At 73.1% G+C, this 22,654-nt stretch carries 19 protein-coding genes; 13 read left to right on the top strand and 6 right to left on the bottom strand.

What is annotated here, in order from left to right:
• Nucleotides 1–12: 12 nt before the first annotated feature.
• Complete coding sequence (gene sigJ, locus ACLJQE_RS01520; RefSeq protein WP_410637102.1) at nt 13–894, top strand: RNA polymerase sigma factor SigJ; 882 nt, start codon at nt 13–15, stop codon at nt 892–894.
• On the opposite strand, the gene ACLJQE_RS01515 is transcribed toward sigJ, so the two are convergent.
• Entirely contained in the window at nt 863–3,961 is a 3,099-nt protein-coding gene (locus ACLJQE_RS01515; RefSeq protein WP_410637101.1) for a SpvB/TcaC N-terminal domain-containing protein, read from the bottom strand. The genes sigJ and ACLJQE_RS01515 overlap by 32 nt on opposite strands.
• Before the next feature lie 199 nt (nt 3,962–4,160).
• Here ACLJQE_RS01515 and ACLJQE_RS01510 point away from each other — a divergent pair, with 199 nt between their 5' ends.
• The 4 genes from ACLJQE_RS01510 to ACLJQE_RS01495 all read left to right on the top strand — a co-directional run bounded on the left by ACLJQE_RS01510 (nt 4,161) and on the right by ACLJQE_RS01495 (nt 9,570).
• Complete coding sequence (locus ACLJQE_RS01510; protein ID WP_410637100.1) at nt 4,161–5,792, top strand: S8 family peptidase; 1,632 nt, start codon at nt 4,161–4,163, stop codon at nt 5,790–5,792.
• On the top strand, nt 5,789–6,364 hold the full coding sequence (locus ACLJQE_RS01505; protein ID WP_410637099.1) for an RNA polymerase sigma factor: 576 nt from the start codon (nt 5,789–5,791) through the stop codon (nt 6,362–6,364). Before ACLJQE_RS01510 ends, ACLJQE_RS01505 begins: the two co-directional genes overlap by 4 nt.
• Complete coding sequence (locus ACLJQE_RS01500) at nt 6,361–6,846, top strand: hypothetical protein (protein WP_410637098.1); 486 nt, start codon at nt 6,361–6,363, stop codon at nt 6,844–6,846. Before ACLJQE_RS01505 ends, ACLJQE_RS01500 begins: the two co-directional genes overlap by 4 nt.
• 177 nt (nt 6,847–7,023) lie before the next feature.
• Complete coding sequence (locus ACLJQE_RS01495; RefSeq protein WP_410637097.1) at nt 7,024–9,570, top strand: CHAT domain-containing protein; 2,547 nt, start codon at nt 7,024–7,026, stop codon at nt 9,568–9,570.
• A 296-nt stretch (nt 9,571–9,866) separates the two neighbouring features.
• Here the strand turns inward: ACLJQE_RS01495 and ACLJQE_RS01490 are convergent, their stop codons facing one another.
• Together ACLJQE_RS01490 and ACLJQE_RS01485 are read right to left on the bottom strand one after the other, a co-directional pair.
• Nucleotides 9,867–11,192 (bottom strand): DUF2079 domain-containing protein, encoded by a 1,326-nt coding sequence (locus ACLJQE_RS01490; RefSeq protein ID WP_410637096.1) that lies wholly within the window; start codon nt 11,190–11,192, stop codon nt 9,867–9,869.
• A 56-nt stretch (nt 11,193–11,248) separates the two neighbouring features.
• Nucleotides 11,249–12,580, bottom strand: coding sequence for a sensor histidine kinase (locus ACLJQE_RS01485; RefSeq protein ID WP_410637095.1), 1,332 nt, complete (start codon nt 12,578–12,580; stop codon nt 11,249–11,251).
• A gap of 65 nt (nt 12,581–12,645) precedes the next feature.
• Between ACLJQE_RS01485 and ACLJQE_RS01480 the strand changes: the two genes are divergently transcribed.
• A complete protein-coding gene (locus ACLJQE_RS01480; protein WP_410637094.1) occupies nt 12,646–13,482 on the top strand; it encodes a maleylpyruvate isomerase family mycothiol-dependent enzyme in 837 nt (278 codons plus the stop codon).
• Between the two features lie 93 nt (nt 13,483–13,575).
• Entirely contained in the window at nt 13,576–14,418 is an 843-nt protein-coding gene (locus tag ACLJQE_RS01475; RefSeq protein WP_410637093.1) for a maleylpyruvate isomerase N-terminal domain-containing protein, read from the top strand.
• A 22-nt stretch (nt 14,419–14,440) separates the two neighbouring features.
• Here ACLJQE_RS01475 and ACLJQE_RS01470 read toward each other — a convergent pair whose 3' ends face one another.
• Entirely contained in the window at nt 14,441–15,424 is a 984-nt protein-coding gene (locus ACLJQE_RS01470) for a small ribosomal subunit Rsm22 family protein (RefSeq protein ID WP_410637092.1), read from the bottom strand.
• Between the two features lie 147 nt (nt 15,425–15,571).
• Between ACLJQE_RS01470 and ACLJQE_RS01465 the strand changes: the two genes are divergently transcribed.
• The 4 genes from ACLJQE_RS01465 (at nt 15,572) to ACLJQE_RS01450 (ending at nt 18,607) form a co-directional block, all read left to right on the top strand.
• Nucleotides 15,572–15,997, top strand: a complete 426-nt coding sequence (locus tag ACLJQE_RS01465; RefSeq protein ID WP_410637091.1) for a YciI family protein — start codon at nt 15,572–15,574, stop codon at nt 15,995–15,997.
• On the top strand, nt 15,997–16,347 hold the full coding sequence (locus ACLJQE_RS01460; protein ID WP_410637090.1) for a YciI family protein: 351 nt from the start codon (nt 15,997–15,999) through the stop codon (nt 16,345–16,347). The genes ACLJQE_RS01465 and ACLJQE_RS01460 overlap by 1 nt, the downstream gene beginning before the upstream one ends.
• Before the next feature lie 39 nt (nt 16,348–16,386).
• Complete coding sequence (locus ACLJQE_RS01455; RefSeq protein WP_410637089.1) at nt 16,387–17,649, top strand: RNA polymerase sigma factor; 1,263 nt, start codon at nt 16,387–16,389, stop codon at nt 17,647–17,649.
• Nucleotides 17,650–17,728: 79 nt separating this feature from the next.
• Nucleotides 17,729–18,607: an SDR family NAD(P)-dependent oxidoreductase gene (locus tag ACLJQE_RS01450; protein ID WP_410637088.1), complete on the top strand. Its 879-nt coding sequence runs from the start codon at nt 17,729–17,731 to the stop codon at nt 18,605–18,607.
• Here the strand turns inward: ACLJQE_RS01450 and ACLJQE_RS01445 are convergent.
• Entirely contained in the window at nt 18,604–19,155 is a 552-nt protein-coding gene (locus tag ACLJQE_RS01445; RefSeq protein WP_410637087.1) for an HD domain-containing protein, read from the bottom strand. The two genes, ACLJQE_RS01450 and ACLJQE_RS01445, sit on opposite strands and share 4 nt — an antisense overlap.
• Nucleotides 19,156–19,215: 60 nt before the next feature.
• Nucleotides 19,216–19,998 (bottom strand): IclR family transcriptional regulator, encoded by a 783-nt coding sequence (locus ACLJQE_RS01440; protein ID WP_410637086.1) that lies wholly within the window; start codon nt 19,996–19,998, stop codon nt 19,216–19,218.
• Between the two features lie 590 nt (nt 19,999–20,588).
• Between ACLJQE_RS01440 and ACLJQE_RS01435 the strand changes: the two genes are divergently transcribed.
• Together ACLJQE_RS01435 and ACLJQE_RS01430 are read left to right on the top strand one after the other, a co-directional pair.
• Nucleotides 20,589–21,782, top strand: a complete 1,194-nt coding sequence (locus ACLJQE_RS01435) for a MurT ligase domain-containing protein (RefSeq protein ID WP_410638274.1) — start codon at nt 20,589–20,591, stop codon at nt 21,780–21,782.
• Nucleotides 21,775–22,491, top strand: a complete 717-nt coding sequence (locus ACLJQE_RS01430; RefSeq protein WP_410637085.1) for a type 1 glutamine amidotransferase — start codon at nt 21,775–21,777, stop codon at nt 22,489–22,491. The genes ACLJQE_RS01435 and ACLJQE_RS01430 overlap by 8 nt, the downstream gene beginning before the upstream one ends.
• Nucleotides 22,492–22,654 lie beyond the last annotated feature (163 nt).

Here is a 22,654-nt window from a genome sequence, read left to right as displayed (position 1 = left end):
GGGGACGAACCCGTGAATGATGAGCTCCTGGCCCGCACCTTCGAAACGCACCGCGGCCACCTGCGGTCCGTCGCCTACCGGATGCTGGGTTCGCTGACCGAAGCCGAGGACGCCGTCCAGGAAGCGTGGCTGAAGCTGAGCCGCAGCGACACGGAGGCCGTCGAGAACCTCGGCGGCTGGCTGACGACGGTCGTCGGCCGGGTCTGCCTCGACATGCTGCGGTCCCGCAAGGCCCGGCGCGAGGAGCCGTGGGAAGCGCTGGTGCCCGACCCGATCGTCAGCCGGGAGGACGACGGGCCCGAGCACGAGGTGCTGATGGCGGACTCGGTCGGCCTCGCGCTGCTGGTCGTGCTCGACACGCTCACCCCGGCCGAGCGGCTGGCGTTCGTGCTGCGGGACATGTTCGCGCTGCCGTTCGACGAGATCGCCTCGATCGTCGGCCGGTCCGAAGCGGCGACCCGGCAGCTGGCGAGCCGCGCCCGGCGGCGGGTCCAGGGTGCGCCGGTCGCGCCGGACCCGGACCTCGCGCGGCAGCGCGACGTCGTCGATGCCTTCCTGGCCGCCGCCCGCGGCGGCGACTTCGACGCGCTGGTCGCGGTCCTCGACTCCGACGTCGTGCTGCGTGCCGACCGCGGCGCGGCCCAGGGCGGCTCGACCGAGGTCCGCGGCGCGGCGGCGGTGGCGAACCAGGCACTGACGTTCTCGCGCCTCGGCGCCGGCGGCGGCGTGGTCCACCGGGCGCTGGTCAACGGCGCGGCGGGCGTGGTGGCGACGCGCGACGGACGGCCGTTCTCGGTGCTGGGCTTCACGGTCGCGGGCGGCCGGATCGTCGAGATCGACATCCTCGCCGACCCGGACCGCCTCAGCCGGCTGGACCTGGCCGTGCTCGGCTGACGTCGACGACGGCGCCGGTTTCGTCCGTCACCAGGGCGATTTCGCCGGCGTCGTCGAAGTGCAGGTACCGGGTGCGGCCGTCCGCGTACCGCCGCACCGCACCCGCGACCACGGCCACCAGTTCGCCGTCTTCGACGAAGTACCGGTCGTCCGGGCTCAGGACTTCGTGGATGTGCGTGCCGTTGGTGATCAGCGTGCGGACGCGGCGGCCGGTGTGGTCGTAGCTGTACAGCGCGTTGACGCCGCCGTCGCCGTGCACCCCGCGCAGCCGGCCGAACGCGTCCCGGATCTCGCTGCCGGACAGCGTCTCCGGAACCGGTGCGGGACCGATGTCGCGCACCAGCCCGTCCGGGCCGGTGAGCACGCGCTGCCCGTCGGCGAAGTGCTCGCTGACGCCGTTCGCGTAGTGCACCGCGGTGCGGCGGCCGCTCAGGTCGTAGCCGACGGCGTCGACGAAACCGGGCACGCTGACCAGCCTGCCGACCTCGTCGTACTGGTGCTGCACGGTCAGCCGCCCGTCGCCGGCGTCGGGGTAGGCCACCGCCGACACCCGCCCGTCGGCCCGGCGGGTCACGTCCAGCCGGTACTCGACGGCGACGTGCGCCGGGCGCCACCGCTTCTCGGCCGTCCGGCCGAGCGCGTCGTAGCCGAACTGGGTCACGCCGCATTCGTCGGCGACGCGCACCAGCCGCCCGCAGCTGTACGGGCCCGCGCCGTGCGGCACGCCGAGCCCGGCGTCGTGGTGGGTGAACGTGGTGACCGGCGTACCGCGCGCCTCGTCGACCAGCACCGCGACCACCCGGCCGGCCGCGTCGCGGACCTGGAACACCGTGTGCCCGCCCGCGGTCCGCGACTCGACGACGTTCCCGGCCGCGTCCCGGACGTGCACGGCGCCGTCCTCGCCGCGCAGTTCGCGCCCGAGCAGATCGGCCACCCCGCCGTCGCCGAGGTGGCCCGCACGGACTTCCCCGGACAGCGGGCGGCCCAGTGCGTCGTACCGGAACTCCGACGGCGGTGGCAGGGGATCGCCGTCCCGGAACGCCCCGCTCGTCCGGCACACCAGGCCCCGCGCGCAGTACTCGTGGTGCTCGTCGACGACGTCGCCGAGCAGTTCCGCGTGCCGTCGCTCCAGCAGCCGCCCGGCGCCGTCCCGCAGCTCGGCGGTCACGAGCACCTCCGCCTCGCCCGACACCGCGCGCTGCTCGGTGGTCACCCGCACCGGCCCGCCGTGGTCGTAGCGGTACCGGACGGTCGGCAGGGCCGCCGAGTCGCCCGGCCGCACGACCGTTTCGGGACGGCCCAGCGGGTCGTGGGTCAGCGTGGTCACCGCGCCCGCCGGATCGATCACCTCGGACACCCGCGCCGTGCGGACGTCGTGGCGGGTGACCGTCACGTTGCCGAGCGGGTCCGTGGCCACCTCGGGAAAGCAGCGGTCGGCGGAATACCGGACCTCCCCGGTGTGGCCGAGCGGATCGGTCGTCGTGGTGCGCAGCCCGGAGACGGTGTCGAGCCGCCCGTGGAACGTCGTGACCCACCAGCCTTCCTCGCCGGGACGGCGGTGGTAGCCGTGGTGCCGCAGGTCCGGCGGGCGCGAGCCGTAGACGTCCGCGACGAGCGCGTCGGTGAGCACCAGCTCCTCCCGCGCGGTGAGGAGGCCGTGCGAACCCGCGAAGCCGTCGGGCTCTTCGTCGTACCGGAAGATCGTGTCGGACAGCACTTTCCCCGTGCCGTCCACCTCACGGACCCGGGCCGGGAGCGCGGCGAACCGGTGTTCGGGGTCGGTCGCGTACCTGGTCCGCGTCTCGCGCACGACCGGGTCGCGGCCGGGCCGTTCGGTCGTCTCCACCTGCCGGGCCGGGTTCCCCGCCGCGTCGAACGCCGTCTCCTTCGTGGTGACCGAAACCGGCGTCTCCCGGCGTTCGAACACCGTCGTCACCGAGCTTGTCCACTGTGGACGGCGGCGGTGTTCGACGCGCCGGTACGGGCGGTCCGCGGCCGGGGAACCGTCGAGGCCGTAGATCTCCTCCTTGTCCAGGAGCCCTTCGCCGCCGAACCAGCGCACGGTCCGCAGGGTGGGCGCGTATTCGTCGCCGAGGTCGTCCTGGACGACGCGGCCGAAGCCGTCGTGGTATTCGAACTCGGTCACGCCCACGTGGCCGGTGACCGATTCGCGCCGCGAGACCCGGCGGACCACCGGCACCGATTCGGCGGTCGCGTACTCGATCGCGGTCCGCAGCCCCATCCCGTTGTCGATCTCGCAGAGCCGTCCGGTGCGGGGCAGGTCTTCGAAGGCGTGGTACGGCACGGCGTCGAGCACGGACACCCCGCCGCCAGACCCCGCCTGCGCGGCCAGCCGGACCCGCCGCGGGGCCGGGGCGTCCAGGGAGGCGTAGGCCAGGCGCAGCAGGGGAGCGGCGGTTTCGGTGCCCTGGGTGTCGAAGCCGGTGAGCGCCACCGACGTCAGCAGGGACGCGCCGGTGACGTCGTCGGCGTCGTAGCCGAGGGCCCAGCGCCGCACGAGCGGCCGCGCCGAGGCGGGCACCCGCAGGTCGATCCGCGCGCACCGCAGGGCCGTCGTGACGAGGGTGCCGCCGCGGCCCCGGCGCAGCACGTCCGGCCGCGGCTCGTAACCGAACTCCACTTCGTACGGGCCGTAGGAGACGCGCGTGAGGTAGGCCTGGCCGCTGTGGTGCGTCCAGGTGAACGTCGCGGTGGTGCCGAACGGGTCCTCGGTCCGGTCGAGGTACCAGGTGGCGCCGTCGCCGGGGCCGAGGAAGTGCCGGAGGCCCGATCGGGTGGTCAGCAGGAAGCCGCCGCCGCGCCGGTCGAGCCGGCCCGCCGGACCGGACGGCGTGCGGTCGTCGGACGGCCCGACGTGCGGCAGCGGGAGCGTGAACCCGCCGCCGAACGGCCCGTCCGGCGCACCGGTCGTGTAGCGCAGCGCGAGGGCGGGTGCGCTGCCGCCCGGACCGGGCGGCAGGTCGAGCGGCACCGTGAAGCTGCCGCCGCCGGTCGCCGGTTCCGGAGTGAACGCGGCGTCCTGCGTGCTCGACCGGAGCACAACCATGGTCATCTCCCCGCATGAATTCGTGACGTCCGGAGGGCCAAGTGGGTGAGGCACGGGCGCCAGATACGTCATCACCCGTTTGCCGTCGCCGTTATGTCTTCGTGACGTCGGTGTCGTATCCCAAGGGCGGCCCACGGGTCTTTTCCGGGTGCCGTTGGTGATCAGTGGCGGGGGCAGAGGCAGCAGGAGGGTGGACCCGATGGTGGTCAGGTTCGTACGGGACGAGACCGCGGAAGCGGCCGTGGAGGACGCGAGCACGCTCAACGAGCTCCCGGCCCCGCCCCGGCAGTTGCTGGACCGGCACGGCGCACGCGTGCTCGACCCGGCGACGGCCGTGCTCGCGGCCGGGCAGCCGGCCCCGCGCACCACCGTGTACCGGCCGGGCGTGTTCCTCATCCCGCAGCGGTACCTGCGCGACCAGCAGACGCTGACCGGGATCAACAACGTCCTCGCCCGCATCGGCCTGTACGCGACTCCGGCGGGCGGCGACGGCGGCACCGCGGAAGCCGCCCGCGTCCGGCAGCTCGGCGAACTACCCGTCCGCGCCCTGCTGCGGGTCCGCGAAGACGCCGGCCCGGTCGTCGTCGACTGCTGGAAAGCACTCCAGGTGCTGCGGTCCGCGTCGTCGGGTGAACGGCCGGAGCTCAACCCCGAAGTCGCGGCCGCGATCTCGCCGGAGCACCTGCTGTTCAGCACGCCGGTGTTCGGCGGGGTGCCGTGGGAGACCAGCGGCCTCGGCGGCACGCCCTGGGAGACCAGCGGATTCGGCGCGGGCAGCTCCTACGGGCGCACCCGCGGCGCCAACCGGATCCCGGTGACGCTGGCCGCGGCCCCGCCGTACCGCAGCGAGAAGCCGGAGCACCGGCGGCCGGTGATCGCCGTGCTGGACACCGGCATCGGCCCGCACCCGTGGTTCGGGCTGGCCGACCGGAGCGGGCCGCCGCCCGCCGGCTCCGGGCTCCGCGTCGCACCGGACATCCAGGCGGCGATCCGGCAGGCCCAGCTCGACTCCGGCACCACGCTGCCCACCCAGCTGCTCTCGGACTACTGGGACGCACCGACGACCGGTCAGCCGCTGATCGGCGACGTCGACACCGACACCGGGCACGGCCTGTTCATCGCCGGCATCGTCCGGCAGGCCTGCCCCGAAGCCGACACCCTCGCCATCCGCGTGGTGCACAGCGACGGCGTCGCCTACGAAGCCGACGTCCTGCTCGCGCTGCACCTGCTCGCCGACCGCGTCCGGGCCGCGCAGGCGGACAACCGGCCGGAGGACATGGTCGACGTCGTCTCGCTGTCACTGGGCTACTACGAGGAGAACCCGGCGGACATCGCCTACACCGGCCAGTTCGGCGCCGTCATCGCGGAGCTGCTGGGCCTCGGCGTGCTGGTCGTCGCCGCGGCGGGCAACGACGCCACCACGCGCCGGTTCTACCCCGCGGCCTTCGCCGACCAGCCGCTCGGCGGCGGCAGCGGGCCGCAGGTGATCAGCGTCGGGGCGCTCAACCCCGACGTCACCACGAGCAAGGCGCTGTTCTCCAACGAAGGCCCGTGGGTGCACTGCTGGGCGACCGGCGCCGGCATCGTCAGCACGTACCCGACCGACGTCCGCGGCACCGCGGCCGCCGACCACGAGGTGCCCGGCTTCGGCCGCAGCTCCTTCGACCCCGACGACTACAGCGCCGGCTTCGCGGTCTGGGACGGGACGTCGTTCGCCGCGCCGCTCGCCGCCGCCGAGCTCGGCAAGGCCCTGCTCCAGTCCGGGGACCTCGCCACCGTCGACCGCGAGACCGTCGTCAAGCGCGCCTGGACCGCGCTGGGTTCGTTGTGAACGTGGCCAGAACCGACCACGCACGCGTGGCGACCCTGTTCGACGCCGCGCGGGAGGGCGACCGCGCGGCGCTGGACGAGCTGGTTCTCCTGCTCACGCCGTTGCTCTGGCAGGTGGCGCGCGACCAGGGACTCGACGCCGAGCACGCGGCCGACGTCGTGCAGACGACGTGGCTGCGGCTGCTCGGCTCGTTCGCGGAGATCCGTTCGCCGGTCGCGCTGACCGGCTGGCTGATCACCGTCACCAAGCGGGAGGCCTGGCGCACGGGGGAAAAGCGCCAGGTCGAACGGCCGCTGCCGGAGCTCCCGGAGCGGCTGGCCGAGGCCTCGCCGGCACCCGAGGAGGGGGTGCTGCGCGAAGACCAGCGCGTGCGGTTGTGGCGCGCAGTGGACAACCTGCCCGAACGCTGCCGCAGCCTGCTGCGGATCGTGGCGTTCGTGCACCGGCCGGACTACGCCGAAGTCGGCGCCCGGCTGGGGATGCCGAGGGGGAGTATCGGCCCGACCAGGGGACGTTGTCTCGCGCGCCTGCGCGAGCAGCTACTCGCCAACGGCGAAGGAGATTGGCTGTGACCACCGTCGAACCACCAGGCGCGAACGAGCCCTTGGACGAGCTCGACTTCCGGCTGCTGGCCGGCGTGCGCGAGCTGTGGGAAGACGCCGACCCGGTGCCCGCCACGCTGGTGGACCAGATCCGGTTCGCGATCCGGCTGGAGGACGTCGACCTGGAGGTGATGCGCATCCGCGACCAGGAGCAGCTCGCGGGCGCGCGCAGCGCCGCCGAACAGGGCAGGCTCATCACGTTCGACAGCGAAAGCCTGACGATCATGGTGAACGTGAGCCCGGAACCGGGCGGCACGATCCGCCTGGACGGCTGGCTCACCCCACCGGCCGAGCACCCGATCGAGGTCCGCACGGCGACGGGCCCGCTGACGACGACTTCGGACGCCGAGGGCCGGTTCGCGGTCAGCGGCGTACCGCACGGGATGGTCCAGGTGCTGGTGCGCACGGCCGGCCGGTCGAGGACGGTGAGCACCCCGGCGATCGAACTCTGACGCGGGCTCCGGGGCGGCCTCGGTCAGCGCTTCGATCGTGTCCGGGATGTCGACACGCGTGATTGGAGGGTCGACACGGCGGTGGCCACCGTAATGACCCCGCACGCGAGAACTGCCTGATACCTCTGACTCGGAGGTACGATCCGGGGCGTCCTTCCCCGGCCGAAAGGGCAGCCCGTGGTCGCGTCGCCGAGGGTCGAAGACCGGGTCCGCGACCTGCACCGGCGAGCGGTCGCGGCGACGAACAACGGCCAGCCGGTGGTCGGTGGGCGGCTGATCCGCTCCGCCGCACGGCTCCTCGGCCTGCCCGCGACGAAACCGCCGCCCGGGTGGCCCGCCTGGCCTGACCTCGCGACGCGCGTGCTCGGCACCTACGCGGCCGTCGAAACGGCGCTCGGCAACAGCGCCCGCGGGCTCGCCCTGCTCGACGAGGCCGACACCCTCGTGTCGGACGCCGGGCGCGGGATCCTGCGCCAGCAACGGGGTCTCGTGCTCATCCTCATCGGCCGGATGGACGAAGCACTGGCGTGTTTCGACGAGGCGATCCCGTTGCTGCGGCAGGCCGGCGAGTTCGTCGTGCTCGCCAGGACGCTGCTCAACCGCGCGATGCTGCACCAGTACGCCGGGCGCGTCCGGCTCGCGCTCGCCGACCTCGACCAGTGCGAGCAGATCGGGGCGGGCCACCCCGAAGAGGACGGCCTGGCCAGGATCTTCGCCAAGGCCGCGCACGGCCGCGGCCAGGCGCGGGTGCTCACCGGCGACATCCCGGGCGCCCTGCGCGACTTCGACGCGGCCAGCGGCTTCTACGCCGAGCGGAGCGTCGGGATGCTGCCGGTGCTGGCCGTCGACAAGGCGCGGGCGCTGCTGGCCGCCGGGCTGCCCCACGAAGCCGCCGCCGAACTGGACGCGGCGCTGGAGCAGTTCCCGCGGCTGCGGATGAACCAGGAACACGCCGAAGCGGAGCTGACCAGGGCATTGGCCGCGCTGGCGAGCGGCGATCCGGCCACCGCACGCAGCTGGGCCGGGCGGGCCGAACGCCGGTTTCGCCGCCGCGGCAACGAAACCTGGGCGGCGGTGGCGCAGCTGACCGTGCTGCGCGCGGACTTCGCGGCCGGGCGGCGGATCGCCCGCATCGGCGCGGCGGCGACCGCGCTGGCCGACCGGCTCACCGCGCTGGGCCTGCGCAACGACGCGGAGATCGCCGCCCTGCTGGCGGCCCGGGTCCGGATCGCGCTCGGCGACCTCGACGGCGCCCGCGCCGGGATCGCCCCGCGTGACCGCCGGGCCGCGCCGTTGGAGAACCGCCTGGTGCGGCGGCTCGCGCTCGCCGAACTCGGCGCCGCGAGCGGCGACCGGCGCGTCACGTTCGCGAACGCGCGGGCCGGGCTGACGCAGCTGCAGCGGCACCGCAGCCGGTTCGGCAGCGTCGACCTGCAGACCGGGACGACGTCGCTGGGCAAGGAACTCGCCGCCGCGGGGCTCGCCGCCGCGCTCGCCCAGCGCTCGCCGGGCGTGGTGTTCCGCTGGCTCGAACGCTCGCGGGCCCAGGCGTTCCGGTTCCGGCCGGTGCGCCCGCCGTCGCACCCGGAGACCGTCGACGCCGTGGCCGAGCTGCGGTTCCTGTCGATGCAGATCCGCGCGGGCGAGCTGGACGGCAAGCCGGACACCCAGGCCGTGAAGCGGTGTGCCGCGCTGGAACGGGAGATCCGCGCCAAGGGCTGGCAGGCCGAGGGCGTGGACGCCGACCACGCCGAGGCGAAGCTGGGCGAGATCGGCGACGAGCTCGCGGAAACCGGCAGCGCGATGGTCTGCTTCCTCGCCGACCGCGGCGCGTTGTGCGCACAGGTGATCGCGCACCACCGGGTGGCGCTGGTCGAGCTCGGCCCGGTGACCGCGGTGGCGGAGCCGGTCGCGCGGCTGCACAGCGACCTCGACGCGTTGTGCGGGCGCCAGCTGCCGCCACAGCTGGACCGGGTGATCCGCCGTTCGGTGCGGACGCAGGTCACCGCGCTGGACGCGATCCTGCTGGCGCCGCTGGCGTCCCGGCTCGGCGACCTCGACGTCGTGGTCGTGCCGACGGGTGCGCTGTCGGCGATCCCGTGGGGGCTGCTGCCGACGTTGCACGGCCGCCCGGTGACGGTCACGCCGTCGTCGTCGGCCTGGTTGGACGCGGGCCGCCGGTCCGGCCGGGCGACCGGGGCGCCGCTGCTCGTCGCGGGCTCCGACCTGACCCACGCCGAAGCGGAGGTCGCCCGCCTGGCGCCGCTGTACCCGGACGCCGAGGTCCTGACCGGCCCGGACGCGACGGTCGCGGCGACGCTCAAGGCGTTCGACGGCTGCCGCTTGGCCCACTTCGCCGCGCACGGCCACCACGAGCAGGAGAACGTGCTGTTCTCCCGGCTCAACCTGACCGACGGGCCGTTGATGGCCTACGACGTCCAGCAGCTGGCGACGGCACCGGAGCAGGTGGTGCTGTCCTCGTGCGACGTCGGCCAGGCGGTGGTCCGCGCGGGCGACGAAGTCCTCGGCTTCACGGCGGCGCTGCTCTACGGCGGCAGCCGCACGGTGGTTTCGAGCGTGGCCAGGGTCGACGACCGCACGGCGGGCGGCGTGATGCTGGCCTTCCACAAGGCACTGGCGGCGGGCACGCGCCCGGCACGGGCCCTCGCGGACGCGGCACAGGCGGAACCGCTGATGCCGTTCGTCTGCTTCGGCCGCAGCTGACCCGGGCCCCGACCGCCCCAATGTGGCCTTGGGTGCGTTGGGCGCACCGAAGGCCACATTGGGTGCGTTGGACGCACCGAAGGCCACATTGGGTGCGTTGGACGCACCGAAGGCCACATTGGGTGCGTTGAGCGCACCCAAGGCCACATTGGGGCGCTTGAGTCTGACCCCCCGCGTCACTCGATCGAGTGAAGCGGGGGGCCGCGCGTCATTCCTGAGGCGGGGTTCCCTCTTCTTCGGTGCGGCGGTAACCGGCCGGCACGCCCCCCGACTGGCCGGTTACCGCTGCGAGTTTCCTACTCACGGTGGAGCAGCACGACGGAGTCCGTGCCGTCGACGCGCTGGTACCCCGTGCCCGCCAGGTCGGCCAGCGCTGCCGCCTTCGTCGCGAGGGTCGTCGGCCAGGACTGCTCCGGCTGGGCGACGACCACCCACTCCGGTCGCTGGTCCGTCACGCCGTCGAAGAAGAGCACCGTGCAGCGGGACGTCAGGTGCGGGGCCAGCGGGTTGGACGCCAGCACGGTCGCCCCGTCCGGGATCCGCGCCAGGACCGCCTCGATCCCGGTCCGCTGCGCCGGCGTCCAGACGCCGCTGGTCAGGTGGGCTGCCTGCAGGCCGAGCGAAGCCAGCCCGGCGACCACCGCGCACACCGGCAGGTACCGCTTGAACCCGCCGAACCGGCGGGCACCGTGCACGCCGGCGACGAACACGATCGGCATCAGCACCGCGCTGTAGTGGTAGCCCATGCCCCAGTAGCGGTCGTTCGCCGAAACCAGCCGCCACAGCAGCGTCGGCACCGCCAGGAGGAGCAGCGGCGACCGCAGGGCCGCGAACGCCGTCGGCGCCAGCAGGGCCAGCAGCATCGAAACCTTGACGATCGCCCCGCCGAAGGGGTTGAAGCCGTTGCCGTGCGCGTAGGCGCCGCCCGGGTTCAGCGCGGGCAGGACGACCAGGAACAGCAGCGCGGACGTGACGACGCCGAAGACGATCACCGTCCAGCCGAGCCGCCGCTGCCGGTTGAGCACCAGCACCACGCCGACCGCGGCGAGCGTCAGCGGCAGGTCCTCCTTGACCAGCACCAGCGGCAGCGCGCACCAGACCGCGGGCCGCCACCGGCCGTGCAGCAGGTGCTCGGCGGTGAACGCCAGCATCGGGACGGCGAAGCAGACCTCGTGGAAGTCGAAGTTCACCGCCGACAGCAGCCCCCAGGACAGCACGTACCCGGCACCGGCGAGCGCACCCCGACGGGTGCCGAGGAGCTGGATCGCGCACCGCGTCACGGGCACCGCGGACAGCGCGAACAGCAGGGCCTGGGCGACCAGCAGGACTCCCGGCGACGGCCACAGCAGGTAGCACGGCGCCAGCAGCGCCAGGATCGGGTGGAAGTGGTCGCCGAGCGTCGGGTAGCCCGCGCCGAGCAGGTCCGAAACCGGCCAGTGCCCGTTCGCGTAGGACCGCACCACCTGTTCGAAGATCCCCAGGTCGAACCCGCTCGCGTCGAACGTCCGCAGCCGCTGCAGCGACCAGGCGGAGTACCCCGCGAAGGCGACCGCGGCGACGATGTAAGGGACCGCGCGGCGTTCGCGCGTGCGCGCCGGAGCCGGTGCGAAGTCGATCAGCATGGCGAGATGCTCTTGCGGCCACGCTGAACTGAAGCTTAAGCAGCCTGAAGAAGTCTTCAGGCAAGCGGCAGGCGCAGCTGGAGGCAGGCACCGGACGTGCTCTCGGCGACGCGCAGGGTGCCGCGGTGCGTCCGCGCGATCTCCGCGGCGATCGCCAGTCCCAGCCCGGAGCCGCCGTCGTCTTCCCGCGCGCGGTCGTCGTCGAGCCGGACGAACCGGTCGAAGACGCGCTCGCGGTGTTCGGCCGGGATGCCGGGGCCGTCGTCCCGGACGGTCAGCACGGCCTGGCCGTCGCCTTCGGTGAGCGTGATCGTCACGCGGGTCGCGGCGTGCCGCTCGGCGTTGTCGACGAGGTTGCGCAGCACCCGCTCCAGCCGTCCCGCGTGGCCGTCGACCACCGGCTCGGCGTGGAGTTCCGTGCGCACTTCGACGCCGTCACGCGGGAGCCGCCCGGCGACGTGCCCGGTGATCAGGTCCGCCAGCGCGATCCGCGTGGTCCCGGCCGCCTGGCCGGCGTCGAGCTTGCTGAGCAGCAGCAGGTCCCCGGTGAGCGTTTCCATCCGCGACACGTCCAGCACGGCGTTTTCGAGGCTGCGGCGCCAGTCGAGCCGGTCGGGGTGGGCGAGCTGGACCTCGAGCTGGGTGCGCATCGACGCCAGCGGCGTGCGCAGCTCGTGCGAGGCGTCCGCGGTGAACTGGCTCTGGCGCTGCACCGACCGGTCGAGCCGCGCCAGCATCTCGTTCATCGTCACGGCGAGCTCGGTGATCTCGTCGCCGGAGTCGGGCACCGGCACGCGGCGGCCGAGGTCCCGCGCGCGGATCCCGTCGACCTCCGCGCGGATGGTGCCGACCGCGCGCAGCGACCGCCGCACGGCGAACCAGGCGACGGCGCCGATGAACAACGAGGCGGCCGGTACCCCGCCCCAGAGGATCTGCCGGGCGGTGGCCACGGTCTCGAGGCCGATGGGGTCGAGCTTTTCCGCGGACACGACCGCGTAGCGGCGGTCCTTCGTCCGCGCGGTGCTGTAGAGCTGGTCGTCGAGGCCGAACGGCTGGACGATGACGCAGTCCGGAGCGTAGACCCGGACCGGCTCGTTGTCGGAGAACTCCTTCGTGCTGCCCACCGAGCAGTCGGCTGCCTGCGGACCGATCAGGTATCCGCCGCCCTTGGCGTACCGCTGCGGTACGTCGGCGGGGGCGACCCCCGAGTTCAGCAGCGCGAGCAGCGTGTCGACCTTGTCACTCGTCCGGCTGCGGGCGTTGTTCTCGAGGCCGCTTTGCAGCACGTTCACGAACCAGTACGACCCGAGGCCGAGGACGAGCGCCGACGCGAGGGCGGCGAAGAGGGCGACCCGCCACCGGGTCGACCGGGGCAGGATCCGAGCCATGCCCAGAAGATAACCGCACCTTCGAAGACCCGGACCGGCGTGCCCGCGGGTTAGCGTCGGAACCTGTGACGGTCGAACAGTGGCACGCGGTGCGCGCGGCCTTGCCCGAGGTCGGCGGCCGGTTCGCGGACTTGCTGACCGGGGTCGGAGACCCGCACGCGCGGGCGATCGGCGAGTGGTCGATCGCCGAAGCGGCGTCGCACGTGGGGATGATCGCGTTGATGTACACGGCGATGATCCGCGGCGACGGCGGTCCGCTCCCGCTGCCGGGCCTCGAAGAGCCGATCGACGCGGCGAGCGTCGACACGATTTCCCGGATGAACGCGCTCGCGCTGGAGCTCTACCCGGAACGCGACCCGATCCGGCTGGCCGCGCGGCTGCGTGCGGACATCGCCGAGGTGCTGCTGGTCAGCGCGGACCTCGACCCGGAGAAGCCGGTGTGGTGGCTGGGTGGCTCGCAGGTGCCGGTCGCGGGTGTCCTCGCGCACCTGGTCAACGAGATGCTGATCCACGGCTTCGACATCGCCCGCGCCCTCGGGCGGCCGTGGCGCATACCCGGCCGGCTGGAGGCGTTGTTCCTGGAGCTGTTCCTGTTCGGCATGGTCCGCAACGACATGGGTCACCTCCTCGACGACGCGACGCCGTCGCCCCGCCGCATCGCGGTGGAGTTCCGGTCGGCGTACACGAGACCGGCGGTGCTGGCGCTCCAGCACGGGAAGCTGCGCTGCGAGGAGCCGGACGGCACCGCGGACGTCCGCCTGCGGTTCGACCCGGCGGTGCTGGTGCCGATGATGTTCGGCCGCATTTCCCGCCTGCACGCGGTCCTGACCGGCGGCGTCCGGATCGGCGGCCCGCGGCCGTGGCTGCTCCCGGCGTTCCTGCGGACGGTCCGGATGCCCTAGCCTGCCGCAGCACCCGGCCGCGCGGCGAAGATACCTTCGAGGCCCGCACCATCGGAGACTCGGAATGCCGGGGCGCGCCTTACCGTAAACCCCGTGACGATCGAACTTTCGCAGTGGCACGCGGTACGTGCGGCCTTCTCCGAGGTCGGCGGCCGGTTCGCGGACGCGGTCGAGAACGCGCCGGACCCGCACGCCAAGGCCGTCGGCCGCTGGTCGGTCGTCGAGACGGCGGCGCACGTCGGCTGGATCGCGCGCGTCTACACGGCCATGGTCAAGGGCGACGGCAGTCCGTTGCCGCTGCCGGAGCTGGAAGAGCCGATGGCTTCCGCGGACATCGAGAAGGTCTCGGCGATGAACGACGTCGCCATGACGGCCTACCCCGAGCGCGACCTGCACCGGCTGGCCGAACAGCTGCGCGCGGACATCGCGGAGGTGCTGCAGGTCAGCCGCGACTACGACCCGGAGAAGCCGATCTGGTGGCTGGGTGGCAGCCGTGTCCCGGTGGCAGGCCTGCTCGCGCACCTGCTCAACGAGCTGACCATCCACGGCCACGACATCTCCCGCGCGAGCGGCAGGCCGTGGCGGATCGACCCGGCGCACGAGGGGATGTTCCTGGAGCTGTTCTTCGTCGGCATGGTCCGCAACGACGTCGGACGGCTGCTCGACTACGCCAAGCCGTCGCCCCGCCGGATCACGGTGGAGTTCCGGTCGGCGTACACCGCGCCGGTGGTCATGGTGCTGCACAACGGCGGCCTGCGGGTGGCGGAACCCGACGGCACGGCGGACGTCCGGATGACCTTCGACCCGGCGGTGCTGGTGCCGATGATGTTCGGCCGGATCTCCGAGGCGCGCGCGGTGCTCACCGGCAAGGTCCGCGTCGGCGGACGCCGCCCGTGGCGGCTGCTGGAGTTCCTCCGCACGGTTCACATGCCGTAGCCGGGTCCCCGCCACGGCGGGGTCAGTTCGCCGGCCAGCCGTCGCCCCATTCGGCGTCCCGCGCCGCGCGGTACCGCGGGCCCTGCTTCTTCGAGACGGCGACCGCGGGGTTCAGCCCTTCGGAAGCCGTGCACAGGTCGAGTGCGACCCAGCCCTTGTGCTTCTTCGGGTGCCGGATGATCCGCGCGTCCGGCCGCTCCGGCGTGGTCCGCGACGCGACGACGTACGCGAACTTCTCGTCCTCGAACCCGAGCGTGCCCGCCTTGAGCCTCCGGTGCAGTCCCGAGCGCGGGAGCCGCGCGGCGAAGTGGCACCAGTCCTGGCCGGGCACGATCGGGCAGGCGGCGTCGTGCGGACACGGCGCGACGACGTGCAGGCCGAGTTCGGTCAGCTCGGCCCGCGCGGCGCGGATCCGCTCGTAGCCGGCCGGCGTGCCGGGTTCGACGAGCGCGACCGTGGTGGCCTTGGCCGCCAGCCAGCGCACGACGTCGGCCCGGGCGGCCTCCGGCAGTTCCCCGAGCACGTAGGACAACGTGACGAGGTCGGCCTCGGGAGCAGGCGCGGCGGGGTCGGCGAACCCGCGCCGCCATTCGGCGTCCCGGACCGCCGGGAGCCGGGCGCCCGCGGCGAGCCGCTTGCCGAGCCCGATGGCCCCGGCGACCTGCTCCAGCACGGTGCACTTCGCCAGCGAAGGCCACACGCCCGCGGCGGCCCACACGGCGGCACCGGTGCCGCCGCCGACGTCGATCTGGGTACGCGGCTCGAAGCCGGGAGCGCGTGACGCGGCTTCGGCGAGCACAGCGTGTACAGCGGCGTAGGTCGCAGGCATGCGGTAGCCCGCGTAGGCGGCGACGTCGGCTTCGGAGCCGAGAATCGGCGAAGTCGCGGCGTCACCCTGGCGGTAGCGCGTGCTGAGCCGGTCGACGGACTGGGTCAGCCGGGCCACGGGGTGCCGGGCCAGCTCGTCGTCGAGCGCGGAGGAGAGATCGTCGGGGAGTGCCGCCACGGCTGACGATTCTCCCCTTGTCCGGATTGTCCACCCGCGTCGGCCCTGAGCTGCTAGTTTTCCCGCGCGAAAAGTTTTTCGCGGGAGCTGTCGATCCGGGGCGGGGCCGTTCGACGCGTAGGCAGGACCGACCGAGAGGAGACCGCGATGCGGTTCATGGTGATCGTCAAGACCAACGAAGACTCCGAGGCGGCTCAGGGCCCCAGCGCCGAGCTGCTCGAGGAGATGGCGAAGTTCAACGAAGAGCTGGTCAAGGCCGGCGTCCTGCTCGCCGGCGAAGGGCTCACGCCGAGCTCGGAGGGCGCGCGGGTCGTCTTCTCCGGCACCGAGGAGCCCAAGGTCGTCGACGGCCCGTTCGCCGAGACCAAGGAGCTCGTCGGCGGCTTCTGGATCCTGCAGTGCCGCGACCGCGAAGAGTGCATCGAGTGGATCAAGCGGATGCCCAACCCCGACGGCCAGGCCGGCGAGGTCGAGATCCGGCGCGTCGCCGAGGCGTCCGACTTCGAGAACATGACGCCCGAGGTCGAGGCACTGGAGGGACGGCTGCGCGCGGAGAGCGCCAAGGACGCGTAATGCGCTTCATGGTGATGGTCAAGGCCAGCGCCGAGTCCGAGGCGCCCGGGTTCCAGCCCGGCGCCGAAGAGCTGGCCGAGATGGCGCGGTTCAACGACCGGCTGTTCCAGGAAGGCCGGATCGAGCTCGCCGAGGGCCTGACCTCGAGCGCGGAAGGCGTCCGCGTCGTGTTCCGGGGTGACACCGAGCCGAAGGTCATCGACGGGCCCTTCGCGGAGACCAAGGAGCTGATCGCGGGGTTCTGGGTGCTGAAGGGCGAGTCGCTCGAGGAGGTCGTCGCGCTGATGAAGCAGGCGCCCAACCCCGAGGCCAAGGGCGGCGTGGTGGAGATCCGCCCGATCAGCGAGTAGTGGGTTGCACCGCGGAAGATCACCCTGTCTGATGGCCGGGTGACGGTTGCGGACGCCCGGAGAACGGTCGAGACGGTGTGGCGCATCGAGTCGCCGCGGCTCATCGCGGGCCTGGCCCGGATGGCCCGCGGCGATGTCGGCCTCGCCGAAGAACTGGCGCAGGACGCGCTGGTCGCCGCGCTGGAGCAGTGGCCGGACTCCGGCGTCCCGCGCAACCCCGGCGCGTGGCTGATGACGATCGCCAAGCGCCGCGCGGTCGACCAGTTCCGCCGCAACGAGCGGTACGCGGAGAAGCTCGAAGAAGTCGGCCGCGACCAGTTCGGTGAAGGTGTCCTGCCCGACTTCGACGCCGCCCTCGACGACCACATCGAGGACGACGTCCTGCGCCTGCTGTTCGTCGCCTGCCACCCGGTGCTGAACACGCAGGCGCGGGTGGCGCTGACGCTGCGCATGCTCGGCGGCCTGACCACCGACGAGATCGCGCGTGCCTTCCTGGTCCGCGAGTCGACGATCGCCCAGCGGATCGTCCGGGCGAAGAAGGCCCTCAGCGCCGCGAAGGTGCCCTTCGAAGTGCCGGAGGGCGACGAGCGCGTGGCACGGCTTTCGTCCGTGCTCGAAGTCATCTACCTCGTGTTCAACGAGGGCTACTCGGCCACCCGCGGCGACGACTGGATGCGGCCGGCGCTCTGCGAAGAGGCGATGCGGCTCGGCCGCGTGCTCGCCGGGCTGATGCCGGGCGAGTCGGAGGTCCACGGCCTGGTCGCGCTGATGGAGCTCCAGGCGTCCCGCGCGAAGGCCCGCACCGGCCCGAACGGCGAACCGGTGCTGCTGCTGGACCAGGACCGCTCCCGCTGGGACCGCTTCCTGATCCAGCACGGCCTCGCGGCGCTGACGTTGTCCGAGCACATCGCCGGGGGTGCGTACGGCCCGTACTCCGCCCAGGCGGCGATCGCGGCCTGCCACGCGCGGGCGCGGACGGCCGAGGAGACGGACTGGGCGCGGATCTCGGCGCTCTACGAAGGCCTCGGCAAGCTCCAGCCGTCCCCGGTGATCGAGCTGAACCGCGGCGTCGCGGTGGCGATGGCGTACGGACCGTCGGCGGGGCTGGAAGTGGTCGACGCCGTGGCCGGCGACCCGGCGTTGAAGGAGTACCACCTGCTGCCCAGCGTCCGCGGCGACCTGCTGGAGAAGCTGGGCCGGTTCGAGGAAGCCGAGCAGGAGTTCCGCCGGGCGGCGGAGATGACGGAGAACTCCCGCGAACGCGCCCTGCTGCTGGACCGGGCGTCGGCGGTCGCCCGCTGAGGCGGCTCTCAGGCGGATAGCAATACTCTCCATTGTAGATAGTCTGACTATCCAACTGGAGGGAACTGTGGGGAACACTGTGACCAGGCGGGCCGTCCTGGGTGGCGGCGCGGCGGGGGCGGCGGCCGTGCTCGCCGGGCCGTCGGCGAGCACCGCGGCTGCGGCGGCGGGAACGGGCCGGTTCGACGGCAAGGTCGTGCTGATCACCGGGGCGACCTCGGGCATCGGGCGGGAAGCGGCGATCGCGTTCGCCGCGCAGGGCGCCAGAGTGGGGTTCTGCGGCCGGCGCGCCGAACTCGGCCGCGAGGTCGAGCGCGAGCTGCGTGGCCGCGGCTACTACGTCCAGGCCGACGTCCGCGAACCGGCGCAGGTAGCGTCCTTTGTGGACGCGGTGGTGCGCCGCTGGGGCCGGCTGGACGTCGCGTTCAACAACGCGGGCATCCACCTCTCGAAGCCGGTGCACGAAATCAGCGTCGACGAATGGGAAGACGTCCAGCGGACGAACGCGCGCGGGGTGTTCCTCGCGATCAAGCACGAGGTCCCGCACCTGCTGGGCAGCGGCGGCGTCATCATCTGCACCGCCTCGTCGCAGGCCGAGCACACCCGGCCCGGGCACGCGGCGTACACCGCCAGCAAGCGGGCGATCCAGGGCATCGTGAAGGCCGCCGCGCTCGACTACGGCGCCAAGGGGATCCGGGTGCTTTCGATCGACCCCGGCACCACCGACACCGCGTTCGTCCGCCCGCCCGGCATCCCCGACGACCAGTGGGCGCAGTTCAAGCAGGCGTGGGGCCCGCTGAACGTCCACGGCCTGCCGAGGATGGCCGAACCGCGGGAGATCGCCGCCGCCGTGGTGGCCTTGGCGGCACCGGACTTCGCCTACCTCACAGGCACGTCCGTGCTGGTGGACGGCGGTCTCGGCACCGGCCGCCCGATGGTCATGCCACCGCGGGGCTAGCGGCCGCGCCAGGCGAGCGGCGACAACGTCATCGCCGCCTCCGCGACCTTCCGCGCCGTCTCCGTCTTGAGGCCCTTCCGCGCGGATTCGATCCACTCGCCGACCGGCCGGACGCCGACGTCCCGGTACTCCAAGGCCTGCAGCAGCATCTCCAGCTTGTCCGCGTCCTTGGCGCACCAGGCTTCCGCCGACTCCCGGGTCTCGTACTCGTCGACGGCCTCGCGCACCAGGTCCCGCGACCGAGGGGGCAGCGAGGCCGTCTGGTCGGCGGTGATCTGCCGCGCTTCGGGCTTGCGCAGGTAGTCGTTCGCCGTCAGCGGCAGGTCGCCCGTGCGGGTCTCCTGCGTGTCGTGCCACAGCGCGAGGAACGCCGCCCGCTCCGGGGACGCGCCCTCCTCGACCGCGAGCAACGCCGCGAGCTGGGCCGCGCGCAGGCTGTGTTCGCCGACCGACTCCGGGTCGCGGACCCCCGCGTGCCACCAGCCCGACCTCCTGATGCGCTTCAGGAGCCCGAGCTCGTAGCCGAAGGACGCCAGTGCCTCACTCATGCCGCCCAGCCTAGGACGACGGGATCATCGCCGTCGGATCGTCGCCAGTGCCGGGCTTCGTCAGGCCGGGCGGCTCCGGACGTACCCGAGCCGCAGGGACAGGGCGGCGGCCGTCCCGGCGACGGAGGCCCCGAGTTCGTCGAGGCGGCGCAGCACGCGCGGGGCGGGCCCGGCGATGCTGATGGCGGCGATCGGCCGTCCCGAGTGGTCCCGCACGGCCGCGGCGACGCAGCCGACGTCCGGCTCGGTCTCGACCTCGTCGACCGCCCAGCCGCGACGGCTGGTCTTGGCGAGCTCGTCGAGCAGCCGGTGCGGGTCGATGATGGTCTTGAGGGTCAGGGAGTCCAGCTTCATCCGCCGGATCCGTTCGAGCCGGTCGGCCTCGGGCAGCGCGGCGAGCCACGCCTTCCCGAGCGACGTCGCGTGCTGCGGCCGCCGCGTCCCGAGCCGGCACGCGAGGGTGACGGCACTGGCACTGCGTTCGGTGGCGACGTAGACCATGGTGTCGTTGTCGGGAACGGCGAGGTAGGTGGTCTCCCCGGACCGTTCGGCGAGCGACGCGAGGTACCGCGGAGCACACCGGTGCAGATCGGTGGCGGCCATCGCCCGTGCCCCGAGTTCGACGAGCCGCGTCCCCAGCCGCACCCGCCCGGTGACCTGGTCGGCTTCGAGGTACTCGAGGTTCTTCAGGGTGCCGACGATCCGGTAGGTGGCGCTGCGGGAAAGCCCCAGTTGCCGCGCGATCGCATTGGTGGAAATCTCCTGGTGCCGCCCGACGTGCTCCAGCACGGCGAGCCCGCGTTCGAGGGTTCCGCTTTGTTCGAGCCCGCGTTCCAGTCCCACGTTGCCCTCCATTTCCCGCTGAGCGGCGCGCCTTTCCGCTGGCCGGGGTTGGACGGTAACACCTCCGATGTATAGGCGGAAGATCTCGCACGGGTCTCGCAACAATGCGAGTAGTTGAGGATGCTAATGGGTTCAACATCCGATGGTTAGGTTTCCTACCTACGGCGGTTGCGCTGCCCCGACCGGCGGTAATCCACGGGTTCGACGGGTTCGAGTTGTTCAGGTGCGTGAATGCGCGGACGAGTTGTCCACGGGCCGGCTGCAATGTGGACAAAGCGGCTCGGGGCGGTCTTGTTCCGCCGTTGTTGTCAGCCCGCGCCGATACGCTGGACCCGGGGGGCGCCCCCGGCGGGTGGGGCAGTTTCAGCCGGGTTGGTTTCGGCGCGCGAGGCGCGGCGTTCATCGGCAACAGCGGCAGGAAGTACCTGGGCTCCCTCAGGACAACTCGTCCAGCGCGCGCGGCACGTCCACGGCGAGGGTCGTCGTCACGCTGTGGAGAGACCCGCGCCACGGACTCAGGAAAATCACAGCGCCCGGCGGGCAGCATCCGGCCCGTGTCCGTCCGAAACCCCCTTCGCACCCGCGCGTCCGTGGCCGCCGGGCGGCTGACCGCCTGGCTCTCCCGCAGCTCCGGCCTCGGCCGCGGTGGCATGATCGGCGGCCGCGTCACGCTGGCGCTCGATCCGCTCGCCCTGCGTCGCCTCGGCCGGGACCGCACCGTCGTGCTCGTCACCGGCACCAATGGCAAGACCACGACGTCGCTGATGCTCACCCGCGCGCTGGAAACGCTGGCCGAGGTCGCCGCCAACAGCGACGGCGCCAACATGCCCGACGGCGTCCTCACCGCCCTGACCGCTCGCCCCGGCGCGCCCTACGCGGTCCTCGAGGTCGACGAGACCTACCTGCCCTGGGTGGCCGACCAGGTCCGGCCCGCGGTGCTGGTGCTGCTCAACCTGAGCCGCGACCAGCTGGACCGGGTCGGCGAGGTCCGCGCCACCGAGCGGGACCTGCGGGCCGCGATCGGGGACCTGACCGGCACGGTCGTCGTCGCGAACTGCGATGACGTCCTGGTGACGTCCGCGGCGAGCGCGGCCGCGAAGGCGGTGTGGGTGAGCGCCGGCCGCCGCTGGACCGGAGACTCCACGGCGTGCCCGCGCTGCGAAGGCCGCGTCGAAACCCAGGGGCGGCACTGGAGCTGCGGGTGCGGGTTCGCCCGGCCGGATCCCGACTGGACGCTGGCGGATGATCTGGTTCGGACGCCCGGCGGCCGCCAGGTCGATCTCGACCTGCGGCTGCCCGGCGAGGTCAACCGCGCCAACGCCGCGCTCGCGCTCGCCGCGGCGCACCGGCTCGGCGTGCCGCCGCACACCGCCGCGGCGCGGCTGCGGACCATCACCGACATCGGCGGCCGCTACCGCACGATCCGCCGGTCGCGGCACTCCGTGCGGCTGATGCTGGCCAAGAACCCGGCCGGCTGGGTGGAAACGCTGCGCGTGCTGGACGAGGACACCCCGGTCGTGGTCGCGGTCAACGCGCAGGAGGCCGACGGCCGGGACCTGTCCTGGTTGTGGGACGTGCACTTCGAGCGGCTGCGCGGGCGCCAGGTGGTTGTCACCGGCGAGCGCGGCGCCGATCTCTCCGTGCGGCTCTGCTACGCCGAAGTCGCGCACTGGGCCGAGCCGGACCCGGTCACCGCGATCGACGCGCTGCCGCCCGGCGCCGTCGAGCTGGTCGCCAACTACACCGCGTTCCGCGACCTGGTCGGCAGGTTGCCCGGTGGCTGACTCGGCCGTCCAAATCGGACTCCTGCTGCCGGAGTTGCTCGGCACCTACGGCGACACGGGCAACGCCCAGGTGCTCGGCAAGCGGCTGCAGTGGCGCGGCCTCGACGCCGAGGTGGTCCCCGTCGGGCTGGGCGAGCCGGTGCCGTCCACTTTGGACCTCTACCTGCTCGGCGGCGGCGAGGACGGCGCGCAGGCGCTGGCCGCCGCGCACCTGCGGAAGTTCCCCGGCCTGCGGCGGGCGGTCGCGGCCGGCGCGGTGGTGTTCGGCGTGTGCGCCGGGCTGCAGGTGCTCGGTACCCGCTTCCGCGGCCTCGACGGCGTCGACCACGACGGCCTCGGCCTGCTCGACGTCACCAGCGAACCCGGCGAACAGCGCGCGGTCGCCGAGCTGGTCGCGACGCCGTCCCGGCTGCTGGCCGGCGAAGCCCTGACCGGGTTCGAAAACCACCTGGGCGTCAGCAAGCTCGGCACCGGCAGCGACCCGCTCGGGCAGGTCGTGCGCGGCACCGGCAACGGCGACGGCACCGAGGGTGCGGTGACCGACCGGGTCGTCGGCACCTACCTGCACGGCCCGGCGCTCGCCCGCAACCCGGCGCTGGCCGACCTGCTGCTGGCCTGGACGGTCGGGCACCCGCTCGGCCCGTTGAACCTGACCGAGGTCGAGCGCCTGCGCGGGGAGCGGCTCGTCGTCCCGCGCCGCCGCCGCTGAGCCCGTGGTCCAGCCACCTTCCCCGCCCGCCGCTGTTGACCACCGGCCAGCGCCCCAATGTGGCCTTCGGTGCGTTGGACGCACCGAAGGCCACCTTGGGTGCGTTGAACGCACCCAAGGCCACATTGGGGCGGTCGGGGCCTGCGAGGGTGGTTACGCTGCG

Origin of the sequence: Amycolatopsis sp. lyj-346, assembly GCF_046548975.1 — a bacterium.
In the GTDB taxonomy this organism is placed as follows: domain Bacteria; phylum Actinomycetota; class Actinomycetes; order Mycobacteriales; family Pseudonocardiaceae; genus Amycolatopsis.
This window is presented reverse-complemented; position numbering and strand designations above follow the sequence as displayed.

Bases quoted from the DNA above. Each gene is read 5' to 3' on its own strand.
- ACLJQE_RS01515 (WP_410637101.1), bottom strand. From the start codon at position 3,961: ATGGTTGTGCTCCGGTCGAGCACGCAGGACGCCGCGTTCACTCCGGAA.
- ACLJQE_RS01510 (WP_410637100.1), top strand. From the start codon at position 4,161: ATGGTGGTCAGGTTCGTACGGGACGAGACCGCGGAAGCGGCCGTGGAG.
- ACLJQE_RS01490 (WP_410637096.1), bottom strand. From the start codon at position 11,192: ATGCTGATCGACTTCGCACCGGCTCCGGCGCGCACGCGCGAACGCCGC.
- ACLJQE_RS01485 (WP_410637095.1), bottom strand. From the start codon at position 12,580: ATGGCTCGGATCCTGCCCCGGTCGACCCGGTGGCGGGTCGCCCTCTTC.
- ACLJQE_RS01465 (WP_410637091.1), top strand. From the start codon at position 15,572: ATGCGGTTCATGGTGATCGTCAAGACCAACGAAGACTCCGAGGCGGCT.
- ACLJQE_RS01460 (WP_410637090.1), top strand. From the start codon at position 15,997: ATGCGCTTCATGGTGATGGTCAAGGCCAGCGCCGAGTCCGAGGCGCCC.
- ACLJQE_RS01445 (WP_410637087.1), bottom strand. From the start codon at position 19,155: ATGAGTGAGGCACTGGCGTCCTTCGGCTACGAGCTCGGGCTCCTGAAG.